Source organism: Flavobacterium sp., from assembly GCF_044361015.1.
Taxonomy (GTDB): Bacteria; Bacteroidota; Bacteroidia; order Flavobacteriales; family Flavobacteriaceae; genus Flavobacterium.
In genome coordinates this window covers 13876-28001 of the sequence record NZ_JBIKJL010000036.1, presented here as the reverse complement: position 1 = coordinate 28001, position 14126 = coordinate 13876, and the positions used below count along the sequence as shown (strand labels likewise).

12 protein-coding genes are annotated in these 14126 nt (G+C 32.4%); 9 read left to right on the top strand and 3 right to left on the bottom strand.

The genetic code is table 11. The features are described 5' to 3' along the window. Positions 1-2261, bottom strand: a 2261-nt coding sequence (locus ACIQ2Z_RS09405) for a DUF559 domain-containing protein (protein ID WP_396183890.1), incomplete at its 3' end; no start/stop codon positions are given. A 150-nt stretch (positions 2262-2411) separates the two neighbouring features. On the opposite strand from ACIQ2Z_RS09405, the gene ACIQ2Z_RS09400 reads away from it, so the two are divergent. The 5 genes from ACIQ2Z_RS09400 to ACIQ2Z_RS09380 are packed head-to-tail and all read left to right on the top strand — an operon-like array spanning position 2412 to position 5678. Continuing rightward, complete coding sequence (locus tag ACIQ2Z_RS09400; RefSeq protein ID WP_396183889.1) at positions 2412-3287, top strand: cell division protein FtsX; 876 nt, start codon at positions 2412-2414, stop codon at positions 3285-3287. Between the two features lie 22 nt (positions 3288-3309). After that, positions 3310-3552, top strand: coding sequence for a DUF3098 domain-containing protein (locus ACIQ2Z_RS09395; protein WP_396183888.1), 243 nt, complete (start codon positions 3310-3312; stop codon positions 3550-3552). Position 3553: 1 nt separating this feature from the next. Then, positions 3554-4360, top strand: coding sequence for an undecaprenyl-diphosphate phosphatase (locus ACIQ2Z_RS09390; protein WP_396183887.1), 807 nt, complete (start codon positions 3554-3556; stop codon positions 4358-4360). A 6-nt stretch (positions 4361-4366) separates the two neighbouring features. After that, a complete protein-coding gene (truB, locus tag ACIQ2Z_RS09385; RefSeq protein ID WP_396183886.1) occupies positions 4367-5074 on the top strand; it encodes a tRNA pseudouridine(55) synthase TruB in 708 nt (235 codons plus the stop codon). Further along, positions 5061-5678: a YiiX/YebB-like N1pC/P60 family cysteine hydrolase gene (locus ACIQ2Z_RS09380; RefSeq protein WP_396183885.1), complete on the top strand. Its 618-nt coding sequence runs from the start codon at positions 5061-5063 to the stop codon at positions 5676-5678. The genes truB and ACIQ2Z_RS09380 overlap by 14 nt, the downstream gene beginning before the upstream one ends. Here ACIQ2Z_RS09380 and ACIQ2Z_RS09375 read toward each other — a convergent pair whose 3' ends face one another. Together ACIQ2Z_RS09375 and ACIQ2Z_RS09370 are read right to left on the bottom strand one after the other, a co-directional pair. Further along, the gene (locus ACIQ2Z_RS09375) at positions 5679-6794 is read right to left on the bottom strand and encodes a serine hydrolase (protein WP_396183884.1); all 1116 of its coding nucleotides are present in this window, start codon (positions 6792-6794) and stop codon (positions 5679-5681) included. Between the two features lie 41 nt (positions 6795-6835). After that, entirely contained in the window at positions 6836-7453 is a 618-nt protein-coding gene (locus ACIQ2Z_RS09370) for a thioredoxin family protein (protein ID WP_396183883.1), read from the bottom strand. Between the two features lie 215 nt (positions 7454-7668). Here ACIQ2Z_RS09370 and pyrH point away from each other — a divergent pair, with 215 nt between their 5' ends. The 4 genes from pyrH to ACIQ2Z_RS09350 all read left to right on the top strand — a co-directional run bounded on the left by pyrH (position 7669) and on the right by ACIQ2Z_RS09350 (position 14109). Beyond that, entirely contained in the window at positions 7669-8376 is a 708-nt protein-coding gene (gene pyrH, locus ACIQ2Z_RS09365; RefSeq protein WP_396183882.1) for a UMP kinase, read from the top strand. Between the two features lie 76 nt (positions 8377-8452). Continuing rightward, positions 8453-9016, top strand: a complete 564-nt coding sequence (frr, locus tag ACIQ2Z_RS09360; RefSeq protein ID WP_396183881.1) for a ribosome recycling factor — start codon at positions 8453-8455, stop codon at positions 9014-9016. Positions 9017-9086: 70 nt separating this feature from the next. Further along, positions 9087-11576 carry a DUF5686 family protein gene (locus ACIQ2Z_RS09355; RefSeq protein ID WP_396183880.1) on the top strand — a complete coding sequence of 830 codons (2490 nt, stop codon included), beginning with the start codon at positions 9087-9089 and terminating at the stop codon, positions 11574-11576. 118 nt (positions 11577-11694) lie between these two features. Further along, a complete protein-coding gene (locus ACIQ2Z_RS09350) occupies positions 11695-14109 on the top strand; it encodes an RND family transporter (protein WP_396183879.1) in 2415 nt (804 codons plus the stop codon). Positions 14110-14126 lie beyond the last annotated feature (17 nt).

Sequence of the window (14126 nt, the reverse complement as noted above, 5' to 3'; positions counted from 1 at the left end):
TATAAATCTACATTTTCCCAATACTTCAATGCGTCTTGACTTGCAAATTCGTTTTCGTTATGAGCATCCATATACCGCATCCAATACCACGAAGAACCCGCCCAACCCGGCATGGTGTTTAATTCTAATGGAAAAACGGTTATGTGGTCAATCAACTCGCAACTCACAACTCGCAACTTTTCAACATCCCAAGCCCAATCCGTCGCATTTCCTAAAGGCGGTTGACCGTCTTCTGTTGGTAAATACTTCTCTACTTCCGGCAAAATGATTGGTAAATGTTTGACATCAATCATTTGCGGCAAACCTTTCACGTAGTAAACTGGAAATGGTTCGCCCCAATACCGTTGACGTGAAAATACCGCGTCACGCAGACGATAGTTTACTTTAGCTTTCCCGGCTCCTAGCTTCTCTAAAGCTTCGATGGCTTTTTTTGTTCCTTCTTTGTAATTCAAACCATTTAAGAAATCGGAATTCACTAATTCAAAACCACTTTTTTCTACAAATGCAGCTTCTGAAATATCTTGATTGAAAATATTTTTGATTTCGGGCATTCCTTCTTCCCCTTTAAAGAAATTAGCGAAAGCATAATCGCGTTCGTCTCCACAAGGAACTGCCATCACAGCTCCTGTTCCATATCCGGCTAACACATAATCGCCAATCCAAATAGGAATGAGTTCTTTCGTAAACGGATGCTCAGCATAAGCTCCGGTAAAAACACCGGAAATGGTTTTAACATCGGCCATTCGCTCTCTTTCAGAACGTTTAGCAGTTGCTTCTACATACGCTTCAACGGCTGCTTTTTGTTCCGGAGTGGTGATTTGTGAAACCAATTCGTGTTCGGGTGCGAGGGTCATGAAGGTGACGCCGAAAATGGTGTCGGGACGGGTGGTGAAAACCTCAATAAACCTCACCCCCAACCCCTCTCCAAAGGAGAGGAGAGCCGAAGCGTTGAAAGATTCTGCGTTTACTAGCTCATTCGAAATGGTTAATAAAACTTCTTTTATATTATTTTTTAATTCCTTGTTTGTAAATCGGATAACTTTAAATCCGAGTTGTTCCAATTCATACGTTCTTCCCTCATCATATTCTTTTTGATTTTCATGAATTTCACCATCAACCTCAACAATCAATCCTTTTTCTAAACAGACAAAATCGGCAATAAAATTACCAATATAGTGTTGTCTTCGAAATTTAAAACCCAATTTCTGATTTCTAATTTCTTGCCAAAGTATATCTTCAGCTTGAGTAGGGATTTTTCTGTTTTCTCTTGCATTGGCAATCAATTCTTTTGCAAAAATTGGATTCGCTGTTCTATATCCGTAATCGTTGAAAGCTTGCACTCGCTCGCTCCCCTCTCCTTTGGAGAGGGGTTGGGGGTGAGGTTTTAGAATAAACTTCACAGTCGCCCCAACACTCTTCCCAATCCAATTTCGTTGACTTTCTTTGATGCTTTCGCTCCAATCTATTATTTCTAAACCTTGCAATAAACGTTCAGCATACGCAGAAATTCGCATGCTCCATTGGGTCATTTTTTTACGAATAACCGGATGACCGCCACGTTCAGAAACACCATTTACAATTTCGTCGTTGGCTAAAACCGTTCCTAAAGCAGGACACCAATTTACTTCGGTTTCTGCTAAATAAGTCAGTCTATATTTCAATAAAATTGCTTGCTTTTCTTCTGATGAAAAAGTATTCCATTTTGAAGCAGAAAAAAGTGCTACATTGTCATCACATACCAAATTAACATTAGTGTTTCCTTCTGCTTCAAAAACTTTAATTAATTCTGATATCGGATAGGCTTTATCGGCTACTTTACAATAATAGGATTTGAACAATTGTATAAAAATCCACTGTGTCCACTTGTAATAATCCGGATTTGAAGTACGAACTTCTCTACTCCAATCGAATGAAAATCCAATTTTATCTAATTGCTCACGGTAACGTGCAATATTTTCTTTAGTTGTTTTTTCAGGATGTTGCCCTGTTTGAATGGCATATTGCTCTGCCGGAAGTCCGAATGAATCATATCCTTGCGGATGCAACACATTAAACCCTTTATGCCTTTTGTAACGAGCCACGATGTCTGAAGCAATATAACCCAATGGATGTCCCACATGTAATCCGGCACCGGACGGATAAGGAAACATATCGAGTACATAATATTTTGGTTTGTCAGAATTATTTTGTGCTTTGAAAGTATAATTATCTTTCCAATATTTCTGCCATTTTTCTTCAACTTTTTCGTGGAAATATTTCATATGCTAAGGTACTGAGGAACTAAGGTTCTGAGTTGCTAAGGTTTTTAAAAGGGCAAATTTACGTTTATTGTACTAAACTCAAAACTTTGAGCGTTATAAACTGTGGTTTAACCAATTTCTTTTTTAATTTTACCGCTTAAAATCTTTTCTATGGCATCTTCATTTGAAAAATATCAAAAAAGACGACTCATTTCTTCCTACTTTTCAGTAGTTCTAAGTGTTTTTTTAGTGCTTTTTTTACTTGGCATTTTAGGATTATTTGTCATAAATTCTAAGAAAATTTCTAATGACTTTAAGGAAGAAATTCCAATGTCTGTCTATTTTAAAGATAATGCCAACGATAGTGTGCTAAAATCTTTTGACACAATGCTGAAAGAATCAGCATTTGTAAAAACCGATACCTTTGTTTCAAAAGAAATGGCCGCTTCTAAACACAAAGACATTATCGGGGAAGATTTTATGCAGTTTTTAGGCTTTAATCCGTTGCAAAATTCATACGACATTAATTTGAAAGCCGACTATGTTCAAGCGGACAGTATTAAAACCATTGAACAAAAATTTAAAGAAAATAAATTTATTTCAGATATTGTCTACGACAAACATTTAGTTGATTTGGTAAACGATAATGTCAAAAAAATCACCTTTTGGATTTTAGTAATCACCGGATTTTTAGCTTTAATTGCTGTTTTACTAATTAACAGTTCTATGCGATTATCCATTTATTCCAACCGTTTTATTATCAAAACCATGCAAATGGTTGGAGCAACAAAATCGTTTATACGCAAGCCTTTTATCATGCGAAGCATTAAACTGGGAGTAGTTGGAGCTTTATTAGCGATTGTTGCTATCATTGGTGTTTTATTATACATCGATGCTAATTTTCCAAAATTGGGGATTTTAGATGATCAACTGATGATTGGAGCAGTTTTGCTGGGTGTTTTAGTTTTAGGTGTTTTAATTTCCTGGTTTAGCACATTCTTTGCAACACAAAAATTCTTGAATCTAAGAACAGACGATTTGTATTAACAACCTATTTTACACATACAAAATGAGTAGTAAAAACGAACAAAAACAGGAATTTCTGTTTGAAAAAATAAACTTTAAAATTCTATTAATTGGAATTGGAATTATTGCTTTGGGCTTTATTTTAATGAGTGGTGGCGGTAGCGATGACCCAAAAGTTTTTAGCGAAGACATTTATAATTTCCGCAGAATTCGATTGGCTCCAACCGTCGTTTTGGCCGGATTTGGGGTTGTTATTTATGCAATTTTGAAAAAACCAAAGAAATAAGATGGATTTATTACAAGCAGTAATCATTGCCGTTGTTGAAGGGTTGACAGAATATTTACCTGTTTCTTCTACCGCTCATATGATTTTTACAAGTTCTTATTTTGGTATTCAAGAAGATGATTTTGTAAAATTGTTTCAGGTTTCCATTCAATTTGGAGCTATTTTGGCTGTTGTGTTTTTATATTGGAGAAAGTTTTTCGATTTTTCCAAATTTAACTTTTACATCAAATTAGGGGCGGCTGTAATTCCGGCACTAATTTTAGGAAAATTATTTGACGATAAAATCGATGCTGTTTTAGGAAATCCTATTCCAATTGCAATAGTTTTGATATTGGGTGGTATTATTTTGTTGTTTGTTGACAATCGTTTTCAAAATCCAACAGTTGTAACTGAAGAAGAAATTACTATAAAAAAAGCAGTAATTATTGGTTTTTGGCAATGTTTAGCCATGATGCCCGGAACCAGTAGAAGTGCCGCTTCAATCATTGGTGGAATGCAACAAGGATTGACAAGAGCCACAGCCGCCGAATTCTCTTTCTTTTTGGCAGTTCCCACTATGTTAGCGGTAACCATTTATTCTTTGTTTTTAAAAACCTATGAAGTTACTCAATTGAAAGGCTATGAACTTTTGTTGCAAGGTGACAACATTAAATTATTCTTAATTGGAAATGTGATTGCATTTATTGTGGCCGTATTAGCCATCAAACTATTTATTGAAGTAATTAAAAAATACGGTTTTAAACCTTGGGGATATTACCGCATTGTAGCAGGAGTTATTTTATTACTTTATTTTTCCCTCAACAAATAAAAGATTTTGAAAAGTGCACAAGATTTTCTTGACGGACAAATTCTCTTAATCGATAAACCACTAAAATGGTCATCGTTTCAGGCAGTAAATAAATTGAAATATACGTTGAAACGCGAGTTAGGACTTCCGAAAAAATTCAAAATCGGTCATGCCGGAACATTAGATCCGCTAGCCACCGGATTGTTGATTATTTGCACCGGAAAATTCACCAAACGAATCACCGAAATTCAAGGCCAATCTAAAGAATATACCGGAACTTTTGTTCTTGGAGCCACAACACCATCCTATGATTTGGAAACTGAAATCAATCAGACCTTTCCAATTAATCATATTGATGAAAATTTAATTCAAAACACTTTAGTTCAATTTATTGGCGAAATTGATCAGAAACCTCCAGTTTTTTCTGCTATCAAAAAAGGCGGCATCAGAATGTATGAGCATGCTCGTGCGGGAGCCGAAATAGAAATGGAAAGCCGAAAAACGACTATTCAAGAATTTGAAATTACCGGAATAAAATTACCTGAAATTGACTTTCGAGTAGTTTGCAGCAAAGGAACTTATATTCGCTCGTTAGCAAATGATTATGGAAACGCTTTAAATTCAGGTGCTTATTTAGCTGTTTTACGCAGAACGAAAATTGGGAATTTTAATGTTTTAAATGCAATTTCGCCGGAAGAATTCGAAAAACAAATGATAAATCATGGCGAAAATTAGTTGGTTTTTATTACTAATTCCGATTCTTTTAATTGCTCAAAAAAGTAAACTGAAAACGGGTGACCTTCTTTTTCAAAAAATGAATTGTGGTGAATTATGCGAAGCCATTCATGCCGTTACAGAAGGCTATAACGGGAATGATTTTAGTCATTTAGGTTTAGTATACATCCTAAATGATTCTGTTTTTGTAATTGAAGCGGCCGGAAATGCCGTTCGTAGAGTTACATTAGAACAATTTTCAAAAAATACGCAAAACACGATGTTGATTGGAAGAGTAAAATCTAAATATAAAAAATTAATCCCACAAGTTATTTGGTTTTCAAATCAACAAATTGGAATTCCCTATGATGATGATTATTTATATGACAACGGAAAATACTATTGTTCTGAACTTATTTATGATGCTTTTTTAGGAGCCTACGGTAAACCTTTTTTTGAATTAAAACCAATGACTTTTAAAAAACCTAATTCAAATGATTTTTTTCCAGCATGGGTTGAATACTATAAAAATATTGGAATACAAATTCCAGAAGGAAAACCCGGTTGCAATCCCGGTGGTATTTCCACTTCGGATAAAATAAAAATAATTGGAAAATTAAACTAATTATTTGTTTTTCATTTCATATTCATAAAAAGCCCTACCTAAAGAGGCCATAAAAGGAATTCCCACTGAATCGTATTCATATACATCATCATTGAAAATCTCATTTTCATTTACTAACAAAGTCACCGTTAAAAAAAAGGCAATATTTTTTTTTGTGTCCACTACATAAGCACAATCGGTTAATGTCCCATAGGCTTGACCAACTTTATTATAAATTTCAATATGGTCGGGTATGTTTTTTTTTGAATCCCCATACATAAAAAATTTCCCATAACTATCATGATATTCATTATCTAAAAAACCTGCTTTTCTTGGTACTTTTTTCAAAGTCTCTTTTAGAAAAATCATATTTTCTTTAGTTAAATGAAATCGTTGACTTTTTAGAAAGGAAGTTGGAAAAAAAATACGCATTAATGTATTATGCATAGCTTCAATTGGATAATAATTTTTTAAAGAAAAATCCATTGGTTCACTTATCAAAGTGTCGTTTTGATAATACCCTTTACCTTTTTGAAGATTATTTATACTCAATTTTTTAATTGGTTGGCTTTGAATACTTGGAAAAACGATGTTTTTTTCAAAAACTATTTCTTTTGTTTTTACATCATCTGAATTTGGGATTGAAAGGCGGTGTTTTATTTGTGCTTCAATATTCAATGTTTTTAATCTAGCGTTTATAGAGTCTTGACCTCCAACAAAATCAAAAAGCCGATTAAAAGATTCATTCCCGCTAAGAATTAAAACGTCTGTAATATCATCATAGATTGAATAATCCGTTGTATCATCTTGAATTTTATATTTAGTAGTTAAGTTGATTTCTTTATTTCTGGATAATTTTTCTAACGCTAAAATTGCAATTGGTAATTTAACTACACTAGCCGGATAAAAGTATGCGTTGGATTTAGCTAAATAATAGTCAGTATTAAAATTGATTTTTTGAGGTTCTTCCGAAACCCTAGTATAGAGTATTTGTACTTCATATTTTTTAGGATTTGTAAATATCCGTTGTAAATTAGGGTCTTTATGATTATAAACATAATTAAACGCTGTGACATGCTTTTTTTTGCTGGCACAACCAATAAATAAAATTGCAATTACATAGAAAAAATGTTTCAAAATAAGAAATATTAAAAAATAAAAGTAGGAAATATAATTAATTACACCACATTTTTCAATTCAATTTCTTTTGTTTTTTCAATTATCTCTTTTTGTGTACTTACTCCTTTGTCATGTAAATACCATTTTTGCAATTCCGTTTTGGCTATTTCATCTACAATTCCATAGGTAGCTTTATAACAACTTATTAATTTTGAAGCTCCTTCAGGTCTTGGTCCCCAATGATCTAAAATTTCTAAGGTTTCTTCTTCTATAATGATTAATTTAGGAATAGCTTTTCCTCCATTGGTTAGAAATTGATTCATTAATTGCTCATTTTCATCACGGAAAACAATTCGCAAATCAATTTTTTGTGATAGTTCTGCCATTTTATTGATAATTGGAAGGATTTGAGCGGCATCACCACACCATCCTTCTGAAATTACTAACCAAATATAGCTTGATTGTAAACCGGATAATTTTGCTTTTACCTCATCTGTAATAATGATAGTTTTGTCTAACCGATTCATGCGAACTTCATTTATTTCACTGTAATGAGTTAACACTTCAGATTGATTATTTCCGGTAGCTTTTCCTTGAGAAAGCAAAACAGAAACTAGATTTCTATAGGTCGTATAAGAAAAACTTTTCTCTAAACTTTTTTTAATAATCTCTTTCATAAACTTAGGCTTTAGGACACAAAAGTAGGCTACATTATAATCTTCAATTGTAACATTTATAGCATTTCACAAAATTAGAAACTAAATTCAATAAAAAGACAAAAGAAAACCAACAAATAGTAAGAAATTAAAACCATAGTAAGAAACCCATATACAATTTTCAAAAATAAAATCATTTATTCTTTATATTTGCACCACAAAATCAAGTACAACTCATGAAGTACAAAAGAATATTACTCAAATTAAGTGGCGAAGCATTAATGGGCGACCGTCAATATGGTATTGACCCAAAACGTTTGGCAGAATATGCTCAGGAAATCAAACAAATTCACAGTCAAGGAGTAGAAATCGCTATCGTTATTGGTGGAGGAAATATTTTTAGAGGTATTGCAGGAGCCAGCAATGGCATGGACAGAGTGCAAGGAGACTACATGGGTATGCTTGCCACCGTTATTAACGGAATGGCTTTACAAGGAGCATTGGAAGAAGCCGGAATGCTCACTCGATTACAAACCGCTTTAAAAATTGAAGCTATAGCGGAACCTTATATCAAAAGAAGAGCCGTTCGCCATTTAGAAAAAGGAAGAATTGTTATTTTTGGTGCCGGTACAGGAAATCCTTATTTCACAACAGATACCGCTGCAGTATTGAGAGGAGTAGAAGTTGGTGCCGATGTAATTTTAAAAGGAACCAGAGTTGATGGTGTATATAATGCCGACCCTGAAAAAAATAAAGATGCTGTGAAATTTGATTATATTTCGTTTGAAGAAGTATTAAGCAAAGGACTAAATGTAATGGATACAACAGCTTTCACCTTAAGTAAAGAAAACAAATTACCTATTATTGTGTTTGACATGAATAAACCGGGAAATTTATTGAAAGTATGTAATGGTGAAACTATTGGAACAACTGTCACAATATAGATTCTTAAATTTTATAAAAAGGTAGAATAATCATTTCAAATTATCATAATTATATAAATCTAAAAAATTTATCAAAATGACGGAAGAAATAGAATTTATTATTGATACGGCAAAAGAACACATGAATGGTTCTATTGCTCATTTAGAAAAAGAATTTTTAAACATCAGAGCCGGAAAAGCAACTCCACAAATGTTGGGTGGTGTTTTTGTAGATTATTATGGTTCTCAAACCCCTTTATCACAAGTAGCAAATATTAATGTGCCTGATGCCAGAACCATTACGGTTACACCTTGGGAAAAAAATATGCTACATCCGATTGAAAAAGCAATTCAAGTGGCCAACTTAGGATTCAACCCAATGAATAATGGCGATAATATTATCATCTCGGTTCCGGCCTTAACTGAGGAACGTCGTCGTGATTTAGTAAAACAAGCCAAATCAGAAGCTGAAGATGCTAAAATCGGAATCAGAAATGCTCGAAAAGATGCCAATACTGATATTAAGAAAGAAGAAAAAAACGGAACTTCTGAAGATATGTGTAAAGATGCGGAAGAAACAATTCAAAAACTGACAGATTCCTATATCAAAAAAATTGAGGATTTACTCGCTCACAAAGAAGCAGAAATCATGAAGGTTTAGATTGAAATCCACTTGAAAGAGTGGATTTTTTGATTTTATAAAGTACTTTTGTGTTTGGTTTTTTCATACTATGAAACATTTACTTTTTATTTTTCTCTTTTGTTCGGTTTGTGTTCAGGCACAATTTCGAATAACCGGAATTATAAAAGACCAAACAAATCAAAAACCCCTTCCTTTTGTAACAATTGAAACAAACACAGGAATTGTTTCTACTTCAGATGTTACCGGAAAATTTGAAATTTCCAGTAATTCAATCCTAAATTCCTTGATAATTTCTTATATTGGTTATGAAACACTAACACTCTATATTAAAGACAAAAAGCACTTAAATGTTTTATTAATTCCCAAAAAAACAAACTTAAATGCAACATTACCAGCCTCTAAAAATGATGAAGCCGTCGTTCTTATTGAAAAGGTAATCAAAAAACAAGACCTCAATAATCCGCAAAAAAAAATATCGAATTTTCAATTTAAAATTTACAATAAATTAATAGTTACGGCCAATCCCGATTCAATCAGTGGAAAAATTGACAGTATTTATTATGGAAAAAAGAGTGACATTAAAATTGATTCTTCTAATTATAAATTCAAAAAACTGGTTACCAAACAACATTTGTTTTTAACTGAAAAAGTTTCCTTATTTCAACAAGAAAATCAAAAAGTAAAAGAAACAGTTTTAGGCACTAAAATGTCAGGTTTCAAAAATTCACTATATGAAATAATTGGTTTTCATTTTCAATCTTTTTCGCTTTACGATGAAAAATACGAGTTTTTTGAAACAAAATATGTCAGTCCAATTTCAAAAACCGGATTAAAAGATTATGATTATAAATTTTTATCCACTGTAAAAATAGCTCAACGAAATTGCTATGTTCTTTATTTTAAAAATAAAAAGAAAATAAATCAAAAAGGACTTGAAGGCCTACTCTACTTTGATGCAGAAAATTTTGGTTTGGCAAAAGCAATTATAAGAATCAGAGGAATATTAAACATCACCTCCATTCATGAATTTGAATTTATAAAGCAGGAGAATCTATGGTTTCCAAAAAATAATGCCTTTACCGTCGTAAAAGGTCAAAATGACGATCCTTTAAAAATTTTAGGCGGAACTATTTTTTTTGAAGGTGATTATGAAGAAATGGGATTGAAAAAGAAAAACGAACCAACCGATTTTTCATATATTCATTCCGAATCCTATTTTTTTGATCGGGAATTTAATATACCGGTAGACATCAAACGTTCTTCTTTAGTTATTGAAATCAATAAAGATGCCGTAAATAAAACGACTGATTTTTGGAATTTATATCGCACGGACAGTTTAGATTTTAGAAGTAAAAATACCTATAAATCATTAGACAGTTTGGCTTATAGAAAAGGTGTTGATTCAAAATTATTTTTTGGCAGAAAAATAATCAATGGCTATGCTCCACTTGGTTTTTTTGATTTTGATTTACGGCACCTTATCAGTTATAATAATTATGAGGGTTTTCGTTTTGGTATTGGCGGAAAAACTAACGAGAAACTTTCTGTAAAATATAGATTGGAGGGGTATGCGGCTTATGGCTTAAAAGACGAAGCCATGAAATATAAAATTGGTGGAGCCAAACGTTTTGATGAGTTCTCAAACACTTGGATGGGTGTAAATTATACCGATGATGTACAAGAGATTGGTAGTACAAAATTTACGATTGATAAAAGAGTTTTCAAAATTTATGATGCTCGTCCCATCAACGTGAACACCTTCTACCATCATCAAACTTGGAATGGATTTATAGAAAGCAAATTATTGCCAAAATCAGAAAGCATTTGGCAATTTTCACAAGCTAAAATTACTCCGTTATTCAATTATCTATTTTATAATGACGGGAAAGAATATTCCGTTTTCAACATGACAACTGCCTCACTTTCATTACAATGGAATCCATTTAGTGATTTTATGCAAACCCCAACCGGAAAAATAGAAATTGAAAAAAGATTTCCTGTTTTTACCCTTCAAGTAACCCAAACTATTCCAAACTCATTAGGAAATGATTTCGATTATACAAAAATTGACTTCCGCTTTAAATACCAAAAGAAATTTTTAAACGGTCAAAAATCTACTTTTTTATTACAATCCGGTTTAGCACTTGGCGATGTGCCTATTACTCATCTTTATAGCTCTTCTCCAAATAATCTTGATAGAAGTACAATTTTAAAACGAATTACCGTTGCCGGTGAAGATAGTTTTGAAACCATGTTTTATAATGAATTTTTTTCTAGCCGATATTTGATGTTACATTTAAAACATGGTTTTAAAAGAATCGAAATTGTCCCAAAAGTGAAACCTTCTTTAGCTTTAGTAACCCGTATGGCATGGGGAAATATGGACAACCCTGAACAACACTTAGGCATTGAGTACAAAACTTTGAATGAGGGGTATTTTGAATCTGGCATTGAATTAAATCATATTTTATACGGATTTGGGTTAGGCGGATATTATCGCTATGGGCCAAATCAATTGAGTAAATTTGAAAACAACATAGCTATTAAAATAACTTTTACTTTTGATTTAGGACTTTAAACAAGGATAATAGCGCTTGGTTTTTTTCAAACATGAAATTTTTAAGGAAGATTAATTTTAGTTAAAAAACTTAACTTAGTATTGATTTCATTACCTTTGCATCCGATAAAACGATCCTATGTCAAAATGGTTTAGCATGGGTTTTTGGGAGTCAGTTGCCCGAATAATCCTTAGAAATAGAATAACAATACTTTCCATCATTTTTCTATTCACGGTGTTTTTAGCACTGCAATGGAAAAATATGCGATTCACTTACACTGAAGCAAATTTACTTCCTGATCATCATGAAATAAACCTTCAGTATAATGACTTTCTTGACAAATTTGGCGAAGAAGGTAATTTGATTGTTATTGGTATAAAAGATTCGACTTTTTTCACCCCAAAGAACTTTTCTGCTTGGACTCAATTAATGGAAACATTAAAAAAATCGAAAGAAGTAGAACTTATTATTTCTGTTGATGATTTAAAAAAATTAAACAAAAACGAAACGCTTGAAACGTTCGAATTTATTGATTTTATAAATAAATCAAAATCAAATTACCCGGATTACCTAATTGCCCGTAAAAAAGAACTTTTTGAAGAATTACCCTTTTATGAACATTTATTAATTAATAAAAAAACCGGCACTATTCGGTCAGCAATTTATTTAGATAAAAAAATTGTAAATACCAGTATCCGAAAAGATTTTATTGAAAAAGTGCTTATTCCGGAAGTTGAAAAGTTTGAAAAGACAACGAAAATCGATTTAAAAGTTTCGGGGATGCCCTATATCCGAACATTAAATTCTCAAAACATCGTAGATGAAATCGGTATATTTATTGGAGCCGCTTTGTTAGTCACTTCACTGATTTTTTTCTTTTTCTTTAGAAGTTATCGAGCAACAATTATTTCCATGTGTATTGTAATTGTTGCTGTAATGTGGTCCTTTGGAACCTTAGGGCTTTTAGGATTTGAGATTACTGTTTTAACGGCAATAATACCTCCTCTGATTATTGTCATAGGAATTCCAAATTGTATTTTCTTGATTAATAAATACCAGCAGGAAATTAAAAATCACGGTAATCAAGCAAAATCATTGCAAAGGGTAATTTCAAAAGTGGGCAATGCAACCTTGATGACAAATTTAACTACGGCTGCCGGATTTGCCACTTTTATTATCACCGATAGTGAGTTACTTACTGAATTTGGTATTATAGCTTCTATTAATATCGTTTTGCTGTTTATTTTATGTTTGTTGGTTATTCCAATTATATACAGTTTCATGCCTTTACCAAAGGACAAACACCTGCAGCATTTAAATAAAACGTATACTACTTCATTTGTAAATTGGATTGAAAAAACAGTCAAAAATAATCGAATTGCATTATATTCAATTTCTATTTCATTATTAGTTATAGGCATTATTGGCATATTTCAAATGCGAATTTCCGGAAGTTTAATTGAAGATATGCCTAAAAAAGCCGGATTCTTTAAAGATATTGTTTTCTTTGAAAAAGAGTTTGATGGCATCATGCCTTTAGAAATAATGATTGACACCAAACGCAAAAAAGGGGTCATGAAATTATCCACTTTAAAAAAGATGGATGAAATTCAAGAGGTTATAACTGATATTCCTGAACTTTCAAGTCCCATGTCGGTTGTAAACGTGGTAAAATATTCCAAGCAAGCCTATTACAATGGTAATCCGGAATATTATGAATTACCAACGGCACAAGAACAAGGTTTTATCATGTCTTATGCAAAAAATGCAACTAAAAATAAGAATGAAAATTTCATGAAAAGCTATATTGATTCCACCGGACAATATGCTCGAATCACCACATTCATGAAAGACATTGGCACTGATAAAATGGAGAAAATTGAGGAAAAATTATGGGACAAAATAAACAAGGTTTTTCCTCCTGACAGATATACAGTCACCTTAACAGGAAAAGCATTGGTTTTTCAAAAAGGAACAAATTATTTAGTCAATAATCTAGTAGTTTCGTTATTGTTTGCCATCTTTTTGATTTCCTTATTTATGGCTTACATGTTCCGTTCTTTTAAAATGATTATTATTTCTTTAATTCCAAATTTATTGCCGTTACTAATCACAGCTGGTTTAATGGGATATCTTGGTGTTCCCATTAAACCATCAACTATATTAGTATTTAGTATTGCATTCGGAATTTCAGTGGATGATACGATTCATTTTTTAGCTAAATACCGTCAAGAATTAAAAGCTAACAATTGGAAAATCAGAAAATCGGTATTCAATGCTTTGCGTGAAACCGGCGTAAGTATGTTTTATACTTCAATCGTATTATTTTTTGGTTTTTCTGTCTTTATGATTTCAAGTTTTGGTGGAACTGTAGCATTAGGTGGTTTGGTATCAGCAACATTACTTTTTGCCATGTTATCAAATTTACTTTTGTTGCCTGCCTTACTGCTTTCATTAGAAAAAACAATTGCCAACAAAGAAGAGTTTATAGAACCTACTATAGATATTTTAGTAGAAGAAGAAGAAACCGAATTAAAATCACAAAAAAAATAGTAACCCGCTAGTATATT